12 protein-coding genes are annotated in these 17,160 nt (G+C 42.1%); 6 read left to right on the top strand and 6 right to left on the bottom strand.

Features of this window, described 5'->3' with window-relative positions; all coding sequences use genetic code 11:
* Positions 1-40: 40 nt before the first annotated feature.
* Both J2X69_RS07570 and J2X69_RS07565 read right to left on the bottom strand, forming a co-directional pair.
* A complete protein-coding gene (locus J2X69_RS07570; RefSeq protein WP_310100937.1) occupies positions 41-484 on the bottom strand; it encodes a DCC1-like thiol-disulfide oxidoreductase family protein in 444 nt (147 codons plus the stop codon).
* A complete protein-coding gene (locus J2X69_RS07565) occupies positions 481-3,261 on the bottom strand; it encodes a gliding motility-associated C-terminal domain-containing protein (RefSeq protein WP_310100934.1) in 2,781 nt (926 codons plus the stop codon). The genes J2X69_RS07570 and J2X69_RS07565 overlap by 4 nt, the downstream gene beginning before the upstream one ends.
* Positions 3,262-3,560: 299 nt before the next feature.
* Here J2X69_RS07565 and J2X69_RS07560 point away from each other — a divergent pair, with 299 nt between their 5' ends.
* Genes J2X69_RS07560 through J2X69_RS07550 form a run of 3 tightly spaced genes read left to right on the top strand, consistent with a single transcriptional unit; the run spans position 3,561 to position 6,972 of the window.
* Positions 3,561-4,244, top strand: coding sequence for a succinate dehydrogenase cytochrome b subunit (locus J2X69_RS07560; protein WP_310100930.1), 684 nt, complete (start codon positions 3,561-3,563; stop codon positions 4,242-4,244).
* 13 nt (positions 4,245-4,257) lie between these two features.
* Positions 4,258-6,192 (top strand): fumarate reductase/succinate dehydrogenase flavoprotein subunit, encoded by a 1,935-nt coding sequence (locus tag J2X69_RS07555; RefSeq protein WP_310100927.1) that lies wholly within the window; start codon positions 4,258-4,260, stop codon positions 6,190-6,192.
* 30 nt (positions 6,193-6,222) lie between these two features.
* Complete coding sequence (locus tag J2X69_RS07550) at positions 6,223-6,972, top strand: succinate dehydrogenase/fumarate reductase iron-sulfur subunit (RefSeq protein WP_310100924.1); 750 nt, start codon at positions 6,223-6,225, stop codon at positions 6,970-6,972.
* Between the two features lie 235 nt (positions 6,973-7,207).
* On the opposite strand, the gene catB is transcribed toward J2X69_RS07550, so the two are convergent.
* From catB to J2X69_RS07530, 4 genes are all read right to left on the bottom strand, one after another.
* Positions 7,208-7,837: a type B chloramphenicol O-acetyltransferase gene (gene catB / locus J2X69_RS07545; protein WP_310100921.1), complete on the bottom strand. Its 630-nt coding sequence runs from the start codon at positions 7,835-7,837 to the stop codon at positions 7,208-7,210.
* Positions 7,838-8,186: 349 nt separating this feature from the next.
* The gene (locus J2X69_RS07540) at positions 8,187-9,443 is read right to left on the bottom strand and encodes an alkaline phosphatase family protein (protein ID WP_310100917.1); all 1,257 of its coding nucleotides are present in this window, start codon (positions 9,441-9,443) and stop codon (positions 8,187-8,189) included.
* A 115-nt stretch (positions 9,444-9,558) separates the two neighbouring features.
* A complete protein-coding gene (locus J2X69_RS07535; protein WP_310100914.1) occupies positions 9,559-11,016 on the bottom strand; it encodes a SusD/RagB family nutrient-binding outer membrane lipoprotein in 1,458 nt (485 codons plus the stop codon).
* A gap of 11 nt (positions 11,017-11,027) precedes the next feature.
* Complete coding sequence (locus J2X69_RS07530) at positions 11,028-14,180, bottom strand: SusC/RagA family TonB-linked outer membrane protein (RefSeq protein ID WP_310100911.1); 3,153 nt, start codon at positions 14,178-14,180, stop codon at positions 11,028-11,030.
* Between the two features lie 165 nt (positions 14,181-14,345).
* Between J2X69_RS07530 and J2X69_RS07525 the strand changes: the two genes are divergently transcribed.
* The 3 genes from J2X69_RS07525 (at position 14,346) to J2X69_RS07515 (ending at position 17,159) form a co-directional block, all read left to right on the top strand.
* Positions 14,346-14,957: a TetR family transcriptional regulator gene (locus J2X69_RS07525; protein WP_310100908.1), complete on the top strand. Its 612-nt coding sequence runs from the start codon at positions 14,346-14,348 to the stop codon at positions 14,955-14,957.
* Between the two features lie 328 nt (positions 14,958-15,285).
* On the top strand, positions 15,286-16,722 hold the full coding sequence (locus J2X69_RS07520) for a sodium:solute symporter family protein (protein ID WP_310100905.1): 1,437 nt from the start codon (positions 15,286-15,288) through the stop codon (positions 16,720-16,722).
* Positions 16,719-17,159 carry a GNAT family N-acetyltransferase gene (locus J2X69_RS07515; RefSeq protein ID WP_310100903.1) on the top strand — a complete coding sequence of 147 codons (441 nt, stop codon included), beginning with the start codon at positions 16,719-16,721 and terminating at the stop codon, positions 17,157-17,159. Before J2X69_RS07520 ends, J2X69_RS07515 begins: the two co-directional genes overlap by 4 nt.
* Position 17,160: the final 1 nt, after the last annotated feature.

The following is a 17,160-nucleotide window of genomic DNA, read 5'->3' as shown; positions in this document are numbered from 1 at the left end:
AATATAAGCCTTTTCCCAAAGTCAGCCTGCACTTAAGAAATCAGTGAGCTAGTTTGAGTCCTGTTTGGAAAAGTGTGTCTGCGGAAAGAAATTTTGCTTTTTCGGCCGGAGTAGGGAGGCGGCAGGTGCTTTTCTTGCCAAACCAGCGGTAGCGGTTACTTCCTATCCAATTGTAGATAGGATCTCTAAGGAACTTCGGAAGTAAAATCAAAATGTACAGTGCTGGCCATAGGCCCGTGAGATTTCTGGCGATTTTAAGCGCAGCAGTGCTTTTGTAATAGATCTTTCCCTTCTCCAAAAGTACAAGCGAATCTAGGTAATCTTCTCTAACTTCAAATCTGGAGAGGATTTCCCTGCTCAAATCCTCTTGTAATGCTCCCACTAAGAAGTGATCATTTTTATCTCTTTGGATCACAAAATCAATGGAAGTATTACAGAGGTTGCAAACCCCATCAAAGAAAATGATGGATTTGGGTTGAGTCATCTAAGTAGCTGAATCGTTCCTTTTAAATTTTGTTCCTTTCGCGAAGGATCGAGTACATCATATAATACAGTACCGGAATAATAGTAAGTGCCAGCCGGCAACTCGTTGCCATTTTTGTCTTTTCCGTCCCATCGGATGTAGATGTCATTTTCGGAAGTTTTTAGGCTATTGTATGAGAATACCTCCACTCCCCATCGATTTACGATAAAGATGTTAACTCCAATAACAAACCGCGGACACTGAACGAATGGATTGTCAAAGGCCATAAAGGTCTCGTTGATCCCATCACCATTTGGAGTAAACGCATTGGGCAGATTGTAGCTAGGGCAGTTGTCTACACAGACGATATTACTCGGGTCGGATTCATTGCCGGATCTGTCGACGGCGGTAATGTAATAGCAGCCTTTGTAGGTGGTCAGATTACGGATGGTGGTGGCGAGATTTAAGGAAGAAAGCTCTGAGATCAATTCAAATTGACTTTCTTCGCCATCAGGAGTGTAGTATAGCCTGTACCCGGAAAGTTCATCATCGCATTCTCCTGATACATCAGGTGTCCAACTTAGATCATGCTCATAGTTGGTGTTGTTACACGGTAATTCAGCTACATATGCAGCGCATTCAGGGCCTTCGAATGTCAATACAGGAGGGCATGGCAAGCGGTTGTCATCAGGCTTGGCGCATATGATTTGAGATTTGTTTTCCAGTGGATACACAAGTCCCGCTACGTTGTAAGAGCCCTTGGTAATCACATAGTAGCAGTATTCTATCTCTTTTTGGAGTGGTGCCCCATTAAAACTGCCATCGTCCAAATAGGTGAATCCTTCTGTAGTCACATTGACTTCTGCTATTTTCTCAAAATTATCTTCATCTTCAGCAGCGGCATCTGTCTTGTTTCTATAGACTTCATGTCTGTATTCGCTTACAGCGTTGTTCCAGGGAACAGTGAATTCCCAGTTCAATTCAATGGCTTCATTAATTATAGTGGGATTTGTCCAGACTGAGGAGGCTTTGGAAGAAGTGTCAATTTTGGTATTTCTATCCAGCAAAACTACTTCATAATTATACACGACATTTTCGGTGTTCAGCCCGGTATCATTGAAAAGAGTGTCTGATGTCACCCCTAGGGAAACTTGACTGGCGTTACCTGTGAAACCCGTGCTTCTCAGCAATTCATATGTGTAAGGTCCTGGATACTGCACCTTGTCTATGTCGTATGGAGGTGTCCATTTAATGAAAATCTCTCCGGCTGAAGGATCAGTTTCTTCTACACTTACATTGGTGATGATAGGCACATCCACATCTATGGTAACACAAATCTCTTCAGAGACTATGCTTTCGCCGAGTCTAGGCTCAGGATAGGCGGCCACCAGTCTGTAGCAATAAGTATTTCCGGGAGCTAAGCCGTCTCCTCCATTCGTATCGATGAAGTTCCGGGTTTGCATATTGGTAGTTCCCATCAATTCATAGCCTGCACGGATACCCGTTTCGCAGCTGTCCGGCTCATAAGGATCAGAATTAATTCTTCTCCAGATTTGCATTTCATTAGCGGAATTGGCACATACATATGGATCCCATTTTAATTCCACTGACCTGCCCGTCATTTGTTCTATCTCATCAAAAACAGGCGGAGGCCCCATTACTTTAATTCTCCAAGTCTTGATGTCTACCAAAGCGGGACCCGAGCGGGGTTGGTCCGTAATCCTTACCCGTACTTCATATTCCCTTGCCCGGACATGGTTACAGACTGTCTGCCAGTCAAAATTGACTATGCCTGGACTTGGCTGGAAATCACCCTTAGGAGAATAAGTAGCAGGAGAACTTGTTATTTCAATAGGCTCTCCAAATACTTCTATTTTGATAGGATCACCATCCGGATCCTGGCCTTGAATGATTTCTTCTATTTTGGTGCCTGCTACTACGCAGAGGTCAGGAGGCAAAATTAATTCGGGTCGTCTGTTATTCGAATTTTCTATAATGATCTGCATGTCGCGCACCACGCTGCCAATGAGTATCCATTCTCCATTAAGTTTTCGATACTCATTAATTCGAAATGCCACATTAAACTGTCCCGCGGTGCCGGGAGCATCCCAAACCAAATCTCCCGTGATAGGGTCTAAAGTCAGGGTAGCCGGTGTGCTTCCGTCTTCCTTTCTGAAACTGAATTCAGAAGAAGCAGGACTTCTATAGTTGTTGACCGGTCGTTGGAACTGTTGCTTAGGGACGTCCATTGCATATGCAAGACTATCTCCATCAGGATCATAAGCACCCGGGTTATGGATATATCTTACATTGACCGCGCCATTGTCTACGGGAGGTATGGTCAATACCGGGGAGTTGTTTACGCCGAAAAAAGGATCAATGGTAATGGTAGTTTCTACATAAAAAGGAGTGTCCACAGAATTATCCATATTCAGTGTTCTATCATTTCGATTGAATTCCTGAAAGCGGATGGTATAGGTGCCGGGCCCTTGGAAGGTGTGCGTAATGACGAATTCATTTCTTTCGATTTGGTTCCCCAGATCAGTCACTAAAGAAAAATCACTTTCTGTATTTAGTCCTTCTACTATTCTGCCATCGCCAAAGTTGATTTCACCAGGTCCGAAGACCACGCTTGACCGGGTATCTGTATAGCCTACTACAGTGATTTTGTAAGTCAGATTTTGAACAGAAACCCGCTCAGCGACAATTTCACCTGCTCTAATGTGTGTGGCCCAAGCTTCAGAAATCCCGGCAACCAGAAAGATTAGAAAAAGTCCAAGGGTAATTTTCAGCTTCATATTGGTCAAGTTCATTTGTTGGGAGAAATAGAATGTACGAATTTATCCTCTTTTAAGGTTTTTAACATACATTTTCTTCCTATACGAAATAAATGGAAGTAAGTAGAAAATCTCCGCAAAATCAAACATTAAATCTGCTCAAACGGTTAATCTGCTCTTTTGGGCAACTGGCGTGGTTTTTATTTAGAACCGATTAAAATAAGGCAAGTGTTTTTGAATGGATTGTTTGCTAGTTCTACCGCGTGTAAATTTGGCAGTAATAATCAAAGATTTCGTTTTAATCTAATCGCAAAAATTGTATGAGCTGGGTTACAAAAACCTTGAGTAGCACAATAGGCAGGAAATTGATCATGGCGCTGACCGGACTTTTCCTGATCCTGTTTTTGATAGGCCACGTTTCGGGTAATTTACTGTTGTTTAAGGACGATGGAGGTGAGGCATTTAATATTTATGCCAAGTTTATGACCACCAATCCGGCGGTAAAACTTCTTTCTTATGTGACTTATATTTCGATCATAGGTCATGTCATCTTTTCTATTTGGCTTACCAAGAGAAACAAGACAGCACGTCCTATTGGTTATGGAGTGTCTACTCCTCCATCTACTACCTTTTCTTCCCGAAATATGGGGATCTTGGGAACAATCATTTTTATATTCATTGTGGTTCATATGCAGACCTTTTGGGCTCAGATGCATTGGGGAGATCTTCCTGTAGTGAACTACGATGGTGAAGAGTACAAAGATTTATTCAGTATAGTCTCTTTTACTTTTCAAAATGAACTGATGGTCATAGGCTATGTAGTGGCAATGGCATTCTTGGCATTTCACCTTTCTCATGGATTTGCCAGTGCATTTCAGACTCTGGGTCTGAACCATAAGAAATACTCTCCAGCCATTCTCGTGATCGGAAAAATCTATTGCATTCTGGTACCGATTCTATTCGCCAGCATGCCTGTTTACATCTATTTTACATCACAGAGCTAATCAATAGTCACCTATGATACTAGATTCCAAATCCCCAGTCGGCCCATTGGCCGAAAAGTGGACTAAGCATAAGTTTAACAGTAAGCTGGTAAATCCGGCAAACAAGAGAAAATACGAGGTGATTGTAGTGGGAACCGGGCTTGCCGGAGCTTCTGCCGCTGCCTCACTTGCAGAACTTGGTTATAAAGTGAAAGCATTCTGCTTTCAGGATAGTCCGCGTCGTGCGCACTCTATCGCTGCGCAAGGCGGTATCAATGCTGCGAAAAATTACCAAAATGACGGTGATTCCGTTTTTAGACTTTTCTACGATACCATCAAGGGCGGTGATTACCGTTCCCGTGAATCGAATGTGTATCGACTGGCGGAAGTTTCTGTAAATATCATTGACCAGTGCGTGGCGCAGGGAGTTCCTTTCGCCAGAGAATACGGCGGATTGCTTGCCAACCGCTCATTTGGTGGCGCGCAGGTATCCAGAACCTTCTACGCAAGGGGTCAAACGGGGCAGCAATTGCTTTTGGGAGCTTACTCTGCACTCAGTCGCCAGGTAGCCAATGGCAAAGTGAAGCTTTATCCACGTACAGAAATGATGGATGTAGTCACTATCGACGGCCACGCAAGAGGTATTGTGACCAGAAACCTGATCACTGGTGCCATCGAAACCCACGCTGCCCATGCAGTACTACTTTGCACAGGCGGTTACGGAAATGTGTTTTTCCTATCCACCAATGCGATGGGATCCAATGTGACTGCAGCATGGAGAGCACATAAGAAAGGTGCATACTTCGCGAACCCTTGCTACACGCAGATCCACCCTACCTGTATTCCAGTGTCGGGTGATCATCAGTCCAAGTTGACCTTGATGTCCGAATCACTGAGAAATGATGGACGTGTATGGGTACCGAAAACCAAAGAGATGGCTGAGAAGCTTCGAAAAGGAGAAATCAAGGCTAAAGATATCAAGGAAGAGGAAAGAGATTATTACTTGGAGAGAAAGTATCCTTCTTTCGGTAACCTGGTACCACGGGATGTGGCTTCCAGAAATGCCAAAGATGTATGTGACGAAGGGCGTGGGGTAAATGAAACCGGAGAGGCGGTATTCCTTGATTTCCGGGATGCTATCAACCGTGACAGCGAAGCTGCTATCCGTGCAAGATATGGCAACTTGTTTGACATGTATCAGCAGATCACCGGTGAGAATCCTTATCAGTCTCCCATGATGATTTATCCTGCTGTTCACTATACAATGGGGGGACTTTGGGTTGATTATAATTTGATGACTACTGTGCCGGGACTCTATTCACTCGGCGAAGCCAACTTCTCAGATCACGGAGCAAACAGATTGGGTGCTTCTGCCTTGATGCAGGGATTGGCAGATGGCTACTTTGTAGTTCCTTACACAATAGGGGATTATTTGGCCCAGATAGGACCAAGTCCTGTGGATATAAACCATCCTGAATTTGCGAAAGCTGAAAAAGGAGTGAAGGATGCCATCCAAAAGCTTTTGAGTATCAATGGTAAAAAGACAGTTGATCATTTCCATAAGAAGCTGGGACATATTATGTGGAATTATTGTGGTATGGCAAGAAGCGAGGAGGGTTTGAAAAAGGCAAAAGGCATGATCCAGGAGCTTAGAAAAGAATTCTGGGCTGATGTGAAAGTGCTTGGAGCCAATGAAGAATTGAATCAGACACTGGAAAAAGCCAGTCGTGTAGCTGATTTTCTGGAGCTTGGCGAATTGATGGTGGATGATGCACTGAACAGGAGTGAGTCATGTGGCGGACACTTTAGGTTAGAATCCCAGACACCGGAAGGTGAGGCGCTTAGAGATGACGAGAACTTTGCATATGTGGCAGCTTGGGAGTTTATGGCAGAAAATGCACCTGAGACATTACACAAAGAGCCGTTGGTTTTCGAAAACGTGAAGCTGACACAGAGATCTTACAAATAATTTCAAGACTTAATTCATAACTATACTAGTATGAAACTGACATTAAAAATATGGAGACAAAAAAACGCCGGCGATAAGGGCGGTTTTGTCACCTATCCTATTGATGGAATTTCCGCTGACATGTCATTCCTAGAGATGATGGATGTCTTGAATGAGGAACTTGCAGAGAAAGGCGAGGATCCCGTGCACTTTGACCATGATTGCCGTGAAGGTATCTGTGGTATGTGCTCACTTTATATTAATGGACATCCACACGGTCCTAAGCAGACTACCACTTGCCAACTTCACATGCGTTCGTTCTCTGATGGAGATACCATTACAATCGAGCCTTGGAGAGCAGCAGCTTTTCCAGTGATAAAAGATCTGGTGGTAGACCGCGCTTCATTTGACAGAATCATCCAAGCGGGCGGTTATGTGTCTGTGAACACCGGAGGTGTACCTGATGCAAATGAAATTCCCATTCCTAAGAGAATTGCTGATGAAGCCTTTGACTCGGCTACTTGCATAGGCTGTGGAGCTTGTGTGGCGGCTTGTAAAAATGCCTCTGCGATGCTATTCACCTCTGCGAAAATCTCTCAGCTAGCCATGCTCCCTCAAGGTCAAGTCGAAAGAATGACCAGAGCAGAGAAGATGGTGGCTCAGATGGATGAAGAAGGTTTTGGTGCCTGTACCAACACAGGTGCCTGCGAAGCAGAATGTCCAAAGGGTATCAGTCTGACGAATATCGCAAGGATGAACAGAGAGTACTTCTCCGCTTCAGTGAAGAGTGAGAATGTTTGATTAAATCAAAGATTTATAAAGAATTGAAAAAGCCGGCGAGAGTCGGCTTTTTTGGTTCTAATCTAAAAACGGAATCATATGCTGAAATGTCCACAACTCTAAGTTCATTTATTACGAGTCAAAGGCATAGGAGTATTTTCAGGTAATTGGAGTGGGGTTTACTAATGAATCCGATTAGATTTTTAAGTGAATTTTGTCATTTTTTGGTAGCATCAAATAGTAGGATTGAAAAGGCTTATTGGGTTTTTAGATAAAATTCATATAGTAAGCTAATATTACTAGAACACAGAATCGGAATAGCTTCTGAAAGTATTTTTTCGTCCCATTCCCACCACTTGATCTCTAGCAATTTTTGAATTTCATCCTCTGGAAACCGTTTTTTTAGAACCTTAGCCGGATTTCCACCCATAATTGAATAAGGCTCAACATCCTTTGTTACCAAAGCTCGACTCCCAATCACAGCCCCGTCACCAATAGTAATTCCCGGCATTATCATAGCTTCACTACCAATCCAGACATCATTCCCAATTATTGTATCTGCAGATTTTTTAAAACCATCTTGCCCCTTTTTAAAACTTTCAACTTCTGGCATGTAAAAAAAGGGAAAGCTTGATATCCAGTCATGTCTATGGCCTTGATTTCCAGCCATAATAAAACTAGCGCCACTACCAATGGAGCAATAAGAACCAATGATAAGTTTATCCACATCACCTCTGTCAGGAAACAAATAACGTGCACAATCATCAAATGAATGTCCATGATAATAACCTGAATAGTAAGAATATTTTCCTACAACTATATTGGGGTTTGTTATGTGATCCTTAATAATTTCACCCTTAAAAGGACTCTCGAAGAAATTTTTCATTATAAAACATATTTAAATTCTAACAATAGATTTTTAGGAGAATAAAGAATATTCCCCGTCTTAAAAGTTAATTTAAATATGCTAATCAGATGATTCCATGCTTCAAAGCTTCAAACTTACCGAAAATAAACTCAAAAAACCAAATGCTATTAATCACTCGAATAACACGATCATTTCATTTTAGATTAACAGCCAAATTTAGTTTAATGGTTAAAGTGGCTCTACCTGAGCAAATTTTTAAGTGATTCATTTACTTTCAGGGCAGGTGTTTTACGTACATTCAATTATTTTATAAGATAATGTATGCGATACTTTTCTGATTAGAAATTGACTCATGCCTTTTACTGCTCTATTCCCATTTATCCTTTTTTGGCTTTACAAGCCATTTATTCACAGTATTGTGTTTTCCCTTAAAGACAATTTTCATTTGTGGAGAGTCAAATCCGGAAGCACTGACTGACCAATGTTTTTGGGTTCCATCCACAGTGGCCAAAAGCTTATATTCATCAGCATTGCCGGTTGTTCTGAACTTATTGTTCTTTGAAAACCAAATTTCAATTTTTTCGTCTTCACCTCCTATGAATTTCCATGAAAACAGAATTTTTCCATCTTCTCTCCTTACATCAGGATTGAAAACCGATATTGAACCAGTCAATGGAACTCCATCAATTTCATTTAGGTTTTGCTCCGGAACCGGGATTTCAAGGTGTCTGATCATCGTGGGCAATATATCTGTAATCGCAACCGTCTCTTCATGGAAATATGAATTCAGGTTTTGGGCATTTGTCGCTAGCCAGATATCCCTTTCCCTATCAGATTGTCCCCCGTGGTGAAGCCCGGTAGTGGGTTGTCTGCCATGGTCTGTGGTGACGACAATCAACCAGTCTTCACCCATTTCTATTCTGCTCAATACTGCGTCATAAATCAAACCGGCCTGTCTGTCTGCATTTTGGACTGCATTTACCAATTGTGGACTGTCTCCATATTGATGCCCCATATCATCCGGATACTCAAGGTACACCCAACTGAGGTCGGGACCTTCGCTCATTATGTATCTGGCAGTTTCTTGGGAAACATGCTCATCGATTTTGGAAATATAATCCTTCTTTTCGTCGTGTGGAAAGGCCATGGTGTCCAATTCAAACCCATCAAAGGCATAATCAATTGTGATATTTCCTGTGGCCTCAAGTGCTTCTCCAATAAGTTTAGTCCTGTTGTCAAGCCATGTTGAAAAAACTGCCAGCTTCGCATTAGGTCTAGCTTCTCTCAAGTACCTGAAAATTGTCCAATAGTTGTAATTGGGTCTTCTGATATTGTTTCCAAATACATTGTGCTTGTTCACCCATGTTCCTGTCAACAAACTGTTGTAGCCTACAGCAGAGATCGTTGGTGTTTCCGAATAGCCTCCCTTTTCTCCTCCCACATAGGCTCTTGAAAAGCCACCGGCAGACGCTATACGGTCAATATTTGGAGTATTCACCTCTTTGATCACATCATAAGCTATACCATCCAATATGATAAACACCACCTTCTTGGGAGCTTCCTGTGCGAATGATTCGCTTATGGCTAGGGAAAACCATATAATGAGTAAAAGTATTTTTTTCATCTTATAAAATTCAAAAAGGGCGGTGTATTCCAACCGGCCCTTCATGTTTAATCAAGTTAATGTCTATTTACTTTTTCTGAATGACAGTCTTCAATTGACTGATAAAGGGTAACTATCAAGGATTAAGAAGCCACATTTCTGCATTTATATCATCATTGCCGGCAAACTGTCTTTGAAGGGCCTCATTCATATTGTTTAGATTGAGCTGAATTTCATTTTGAGGGTACATCCATCGCTTTGGAACTCCTCCGGGATTGACGATTTGGTTTGAAAGGCTGAAAGCCGGGATCCCCGTTCTTCTTTGGTTATAAAACGCCTCCCAACCTGTATTCATGAAGAGTGAAATATATTTTTCCTCAAGAATTTTCATTAAGCCTGTTTCCGCAGAATATTGTACAGCTTCCTGGGTAATGTAAGCGTCAATGTCAGAATTCCCAATACTATTGAATAACATGGATGCCCTGATCCCCTCATGATAATGGTCGGCTGCATTGGCAGTGATCCAGCCTCTATGTGCCGCCTCTGCTATTGTGAAGGATAGCTCAGCAAACCCCATTAATAGTGAGGGCTGGTTTTCAGGATCACTGTGATACCTTCTGTCAATCGGGGATCCATCCCCCGATAGGATTTGGTTGGTGTTTTCTGCCAAAGGCTCGGCACCTCCCATACCTTCGTAGGCATTGAAATCACGATCATCAAGGTTGCTGCCATTTGCAGTTTTGTCTGCATAAACAAACAACCGGGGATCTTTCCTTGCTTTTAGCATGTCAACAAATGATTTTTCCATATAGTAAGCTGTCTTCAATTCATTTGAATTAAAGAATGGATACCTGTTTCCTTCCACATCCAAAAAGACAAGTGCGCCATTGTCCTGATTTCCTCTCAAAAGAGGGAAAGTTGAGGGATTGTTGTAAATCTCGGTAAATTTCCCCTTGATATTCAGAGTCGGATTATCTGTCTTGATGGACATGCTCATCAAGATGCGCAATGCAAAAGAATTGATCAATCGTTTCCATTTGTCTTGGTTTCCGTTGTAGATGATGTCACCAAGTATCTCACCACTTTCAGACCCCATGAGGGAATTTGCAGTCTTCAGGTCTTCCAGTACTTTTGTGAAGATACTTTCCTGTGTATCATATACAGGCAGAAAATTGCCTTCACCACCCTTTACGGCTTCACTGAAAGGTACATCGCCAAATGTGTTGGTAAGCCTGATGATATAGTATGCCCGAAAGAATATTGCCAAGGCCCTATAGCTGTTGTTGTCCGTTCTTTCTGCCTCTTCAGACAGTTTGGACACCTGCCTGAGTTGGTCATAATCTCCGAAACTGCCCCTTTGCCAACCATAGTATTGATTGTCGGAGATTGAGTTGGTATAGATCAATTGTCTTGAGGCAAGAGCTGCTCCCGCACTGACAGTAGAGAAAGCATTGGCTTCTATACTGGTAAGAATGAGTCCGGGTTCAGCCTGAACAGGCCTATTCGGATCAAATTGTAGGTCTTCAAAGGATTGGCATGATGCCAACAAAAGGATAGACAAAGTGACGATATATAGTATGTTTTTGAATTTCATATCTTTTGGAATTAGAAGCTTAGGTTGATGTTGAAGCCTATATTTCTGACAGATGGTGTCTGGAGATTATCCACGCCCGAGTCAGGGTCTATGTTTTCCACTTTTGACCATAGCATTAGGTTCCTTCCTACCAGTGAAACAGATGCGTTTTGGATAGAAGTCTTTTTCAGAAATGAGTTTGGCAGCTGATAGGTCAGGCTTACTTCCCTGAGTTTGACAAATGAAGCGTCAAAATAATGGTTGTATTCTGCATTCAGTGTTGTTTTATTCCAAGCTATGTAATTTACCGCAGTTTCGTTTTCAGCGTAAGTCCTACTGTCTTCCAGAATGTTTCCATAGTCATCATACTTCACAGTACCACCTGTCACTACCACTCCATCTGCCACATAGCTGCTGATCCCGTTGTTTGCATCATCCCTGTATTGGTTCACAGTACCGGGATGGGTTCCTCCCCACCACATTTTCTCATGTGTCAAGGAATAGATCGTTCCCCCAATCCTGCCGTCAAACCCAAAGCCCAATTGGAAATGCTTATAATTGAAGGTATTTTGGATTCCAAACACGACGTCTGGATCCCTGTGTCCCATCATTCTTTGGTATGGGTCACGGATTGGGAAGCCATTTTGTCCAATGATCAATCTTCCTTCCGGAGTCCTTTGGTACTGACTGTTGGAAAACATTTGGTCTGCCCTTTCTCCTACTCTTAAATCCCCAAATCTGTCAGATCCATCAAAACTTTTGGTCAGGAATCTTTTGTAGGTACTAAGGTTCAATCCAACATTCCAATTGAAATCGTTAGTGCTGACCGGATTGGTGTTTAGCATCAGCTCCCAACCTTTTCTGGTATATTCTGCTCCATTTTCCAATCTGGAACTGTGTCCTGAGGTCAGGGACACAGGCACAGTTATCAGATTGTTGAAATCCCTAATCTGAAAATAGGTGAAATCAAGCCCCAATTTTCCACCGAAAAATCTTGTATCTAAACCAAACTCAAAACTATCGGAGGTTTCAGGTTTGATGTCGGGATTGATCAATGCCCCTGGAAATACCAAAGATGGACTGCCGCCCCAACTGATCCCCGGACTGTAAGCTTGGATATGTTCGTATGGGTTATATATATCGCTATTTCGATTTAATCTAATCCTGCCATCCGAAACTTGCGACCATCCACCCCTAACCTTTACAAAATCTATGTTTGTTGGCATAGTGACCAAATCGGAAATAGTCCCTGCAAGGGTGACCGAAGGGTAGAAGAAAGAATTGTTGTTTGTCGGTAAAGTCGATACCCAGTCATTTCTGCCTGTAACGGTCAGGAATATGGCATTCATGAATTCGAAATCAACTGTTCCAAACACAGAATTGACCTGTTCATTTGATAATCTGTTGGCTCCTTGTAGGGGTTGTTCCGAGTTGGCTACGTTATAAAAGTTGGGAATTGCCAAACCGTCCGTATTCAAACTCTCACTTCTAAATCTGATAAACCTGTTGGATCCACCGGCATTTGTATTGATCACAAGGTTTTGTCCTATCTGTTTTTTGTAACTGGCGAAAAAATCCGTATTCATGTTGATTTGTCCCGAATTGTAGATGTAAAAATTTCCTCTTGAGACACGGCCATATTTAATATAACTCTTGGGTTCCTTGTCGGTACGGTCCAGTGCGTATACGTTCATCCCAGTCCTCAATGTAAATACCAAGTCATCGTTTGCCTGGTAATCCAATTTTACCTGGCCAAAAGTATTATCCTTGTGGTAACTCCTCAGGTACTCATAAGCCTGAAAATATGGATTGTTGTAATAAGAGTTATTAAAATGCTTTTGTCTAAAACCTTCCTGCCCGGCTACCCAATAATCCTTCAAATCCCTGACATCAACATCAGGTCCTGTCCATAATACCAAGTTGTATAGGTAGTTTTCGGGACCGTATGGAGTTTCGGGAAAGTTGTCCGTGTATTGTCTGTTGTAAGTCAAGGAAGCATCGGCGCTGAGCTTTTCGGAAAGTTTGTATCCCCCTGCGACAGTAAAGGAGGTATTGTTCAGATCCGTATTCGGAACAAGTCCCTTCTGATAAACATGGGAGGCAGAAAGCCTGAAATTCCCCTGATCATTTCCTGAAGTCACGTTGATGTTGTTGGAAGAAATCAGTCCGCTTTGGAAAAAATTCCTGATGTTGTTTCTACCCCTGGATATGAATGGAGTTGGGATACGCTCTCCCGTGGCCGGATCTATGGGGCTGTTGTACTGTGGTCTTTCCACAAAACCACTGGCAGTCGTAGGATCCGGTACATCCATTCTAGGGCCCCAGATCCAACCAAAGCCCTCCGTTCCGCTACCGGAACCATCTACATAGGCGTATTGGCCATTGTCACCATTGCCGTATGTAGTTTGTACTTCGGGGATTACCAGATAGCTTGGCTGAAATATCGTACTTGAATTTACCTCTACCTTCGTTCCTTTCCCTCCCCTTTTGGTGGTGATCATCAAAGCTCCATTTCTACCTATGGCACCATACAATGCCGAAGCTGTAGCTCCCTTGAGTACGTTGATGCTTTCGACATCATCTGCATTTATCTTCCAAAAATCATTGTCTGTACTGGGGACTCCATCAATCACAATCAATGGAACAGCCCCCCTAAGTCTGATTGCAGGATCTTGGAAAAGTGCAGTAGAGTTGTTTACCTGAAGCCCTGCAATCTGCCCGGTAAGGGAATTCATCAAGTTGGGTTCTCTTGCTTTTGTGAATTTCTCCCCATCCACTTTCTGAACAGCATAACCAAGAGATTTTACGCTCTTTTCAACACCAAGAGCTGTAACAACCACACTCTCCAAATCGGTGACATCCGGGAAAAGTTGAATGTCAATTTGAGACCTCGAACCGACTGTCTCTTCAATACTGATATACCCTATATAAGAAAATCTCAAGACATCATAGACATCAGGAATTGATATCTCGTATTTACCATTCAAATCAGTGACTACACCGATTGAGGTGTCTTTTACCATGACGGTTACACCGGGAATGGGGTCTCCCATGTCATCGGAAACTTGGCCTGATACTTCTTTGGTCTGTGCCAGAAGAGATTCAGGTTGGAGAAGGCACCAGAATGCCACAATCCCTAGAATCAAAATTCTTTTGTAAATAATTTTCATATTATGCCCTTTCATTTATTTGAAATTCAGGGCAAATAAGCACAATAGAGGTTGCTTTACAGGGAAGTGCTTTTTATGTTTTTATTAATTAAACATACGATCAGTTTACTTAATGTTAATTCAATTAATTGAACAATTGTTCAATTAATTTCATACTGTTTTTTTTGCTACTTTACCGACATGGGACTATCTAACATTTCAGATTTGAGAAGAAGGGAAATTGTCGAAGCTTTCTATAACACAGCCATCAAGGAAGGTTTGGAAAGTACTTCTATTGCCAAAATTGCCAAGTCATTGGAAATACCTCCAAGTTTGATTATTCATTATTATAAATCCAAAAGTGAGTTGGTTACTGCCTTGATCGATCACTGTCTTGAACTGTATTTACAGATTTTTGAAAAGGCATATACCCAAAAGAAAAAATCACCCGATGTACTGTATGCACTGCTTCAAAGAATGTTTTCCAAAGATTGGAATGAGCTTTTTGACGATGGGGTGTATTACAGCGCGTATGCCTTGGTGTTCCGTGAAGCGGAAGTAAAGGAAAAATTCAATAAAATCCACAAAACCTTAAGATCAAAATTCAGCGAACTTTTAATGGAATGTGATGAATTGGGCTACATAGATTGCAAAGACCCTGAGCAATCATCCAATTTGATTTTCTCCCTATTGGATGGGACTTATTACTTCATCAGCATGCTGGATTCCGAAAAGGAGCAAAAACAACATTTAAGACAGAGCGAGGAGCTTGCTTTTGAAATTCTTGGCTTGGATAAGCATAACAAAAATTGAGTGTCTAGATATATCAACTAAGGATTTTTATTATTTACTATGATGCTATTGGAGTCAGGGAGGCAAATACGTCTCTGAGCTCATTTCATACGAGATACTTTCCTTCGATTTTTATAAATCACATTAGTGAATGACTAATTCTGTTATTTACACTAATGCAGTTATCTATCTTTCCTTTGGTCATTAATTTTTATACTATTCCAACTTAAAATTGCACTGAAAGACCAAAATCCTCCTTTAAACCAATTAAAATTTTGAATGCGAGGCTTATTGCTTAACTTTGAAAAATTATATTTCAAGAAGATTTTGTTACAAATAGAAAATAGATATGAGTTATTTAGATCTGGGGATCTTTGTGGCCTACATGCTAGCTATGCTGGGTGTGGGATTTTTTTACATGAAAAAGAATTCAGGTCAGGAGGATTACTATGTGGGCGGAAGGAATATCGGACACTGGCATATTGGACTGTCGGTTGTCGCCACTGACGTAGGAGGAGGTTTTTCCATTGGCTTGGGCGGGCTGGGATTTGTAATGGGTTTGTCCGGTTCTTGGATGCTTTTCACAGGACTTTTAGGCGCTTGGCTAGCGGCGGTGGTCTTGATTCCCAGAGTAAAGTCAGATCCCGCTTTTGCCAAGTTTTTTACTTTTCCACAGATCATCGGTCATCTGTATAATTCTACCACAGCCAAAGTCGCGGCAGTCATCTGTTTTTTAGGATACTTGGGATTTACTTCTTCCCAGTTATTGGCCGGAGCCAAGCTCGCTTCAGGGACATTCGTAGAACTTGATCTTTCCTATGCGCTTTTGATTATGGGAGCTGTCGCGGTAATATATACCGTGATGGGTGGATTGAAAGCTGTAATCTACACCGATACCATACAATGGATTGTTTTGATGGCGGGATTGATGTTTATCGGAATTCCGATTTCCTATAATTACGTTGGTGGATGGGAAGGAATACAGAGCACTTTGCCTCAGGAATTTTTCTCTTTTTCCAATCTTACCTGGCAGGATCTTGCCAACTGGGGGATTACGATAATTCCCATCTGGTTTGTCGGTATGACGCTTTACCAGCGGATTTTTGCAGCCCGGGATGTGAAGTCAGCCAAGAAAGCTTGGTTTATCGCAGGGCTGTTTGAATGGCCGATCATGGCACTTTTAGGAGTTTCTCTGGGTTTATTATCCAGAGTGGCAGTGGAGCAGGGGGCATTGGAAGGCTTCACCGCAGCTATGGATCCTGAGATGGGGCTTCCTGTTTTGCTCAGCCAAATCTTGCCTGCGGGTATTCTGGGATTGATGATGTCTGCTTATTTCTCAGCGGTTCTATCTACGGCAGATTCTTGCCTGATGGCAGCTTCCGGAAATATGACGACGGATATATTGGGCAAATTCTTCACGGATAAATCCCTTAAGGAAGAAATGCGAATCTCGCAGTTATTGACATTGATGATTGGAATCGTGGCAATTATTATTGCATGGCAGATGACGGAAGTCCTCAGTTTGATGCTATATTCCTATGCATTTATGGTTTCGGGACTGTTAGTTCCCGTGGTGGCAGGCTTGTTTTTCGGGCAGAACAGTGCCAAGGCAGCCACTTCATCCATGATCACCGGCGGGTCTTTGACTGCCGGATTGATTATCTCCGAAGTAGTGCTCCCATTTGGCTTAGATGCCAATTTATTCGGGCTGACACTCTCTTTACTGACCTTTTTGTCAGTGATCTATTATGAAAAAAATCACAGTTCAAAGTTAAAATCTATATGATCAAACTAGAAACTCTATCCACTATTGATTCTGCTACTTATTTGCAGAAAAATGAAATCGCAGACTTCCTGTTTGTTCACCTTGGAGAATATGGTGATCCGAAGGAAGATATTATGAAATGCCTGGATTATGCCTTGGATCAAAGTCTCCATGCGGGGGGATTTGTCGTAATGGCTCGGGAGAACGCAAAACTTCTCGGGGTGCTTGTTATGAACAAAACAGGTATGTCAGGCTATATTCCTGAAAACATCCTCGTATATATCGCTGTGGATGCATCACAGCGGGGGAAAGGTATAGGCGGAAAACTCATGGATATGGCAATCAAAATGGCCAATGGTTCTATTGCATTGCATGTGGAACCGGATAATCCTGCAAGGAAACTTTATGAACGAATAGGCTTTACCAATAAATACCTCGAAATGAGGTTGACTAAGTAAA

The sequence above is a fragment of the Algoriphagus sp. 4150 genome, from assembly GCF_031457395.1.
Taxonomy (GTDB): Bacteria; Bacteroidota; Bacteroidia; order Cytophagales; family Cyclobacteriaceae; genus Algoriphagus.
This window is presented reverse-complemented; position numbering and strand designations above follow the sequence as displayed.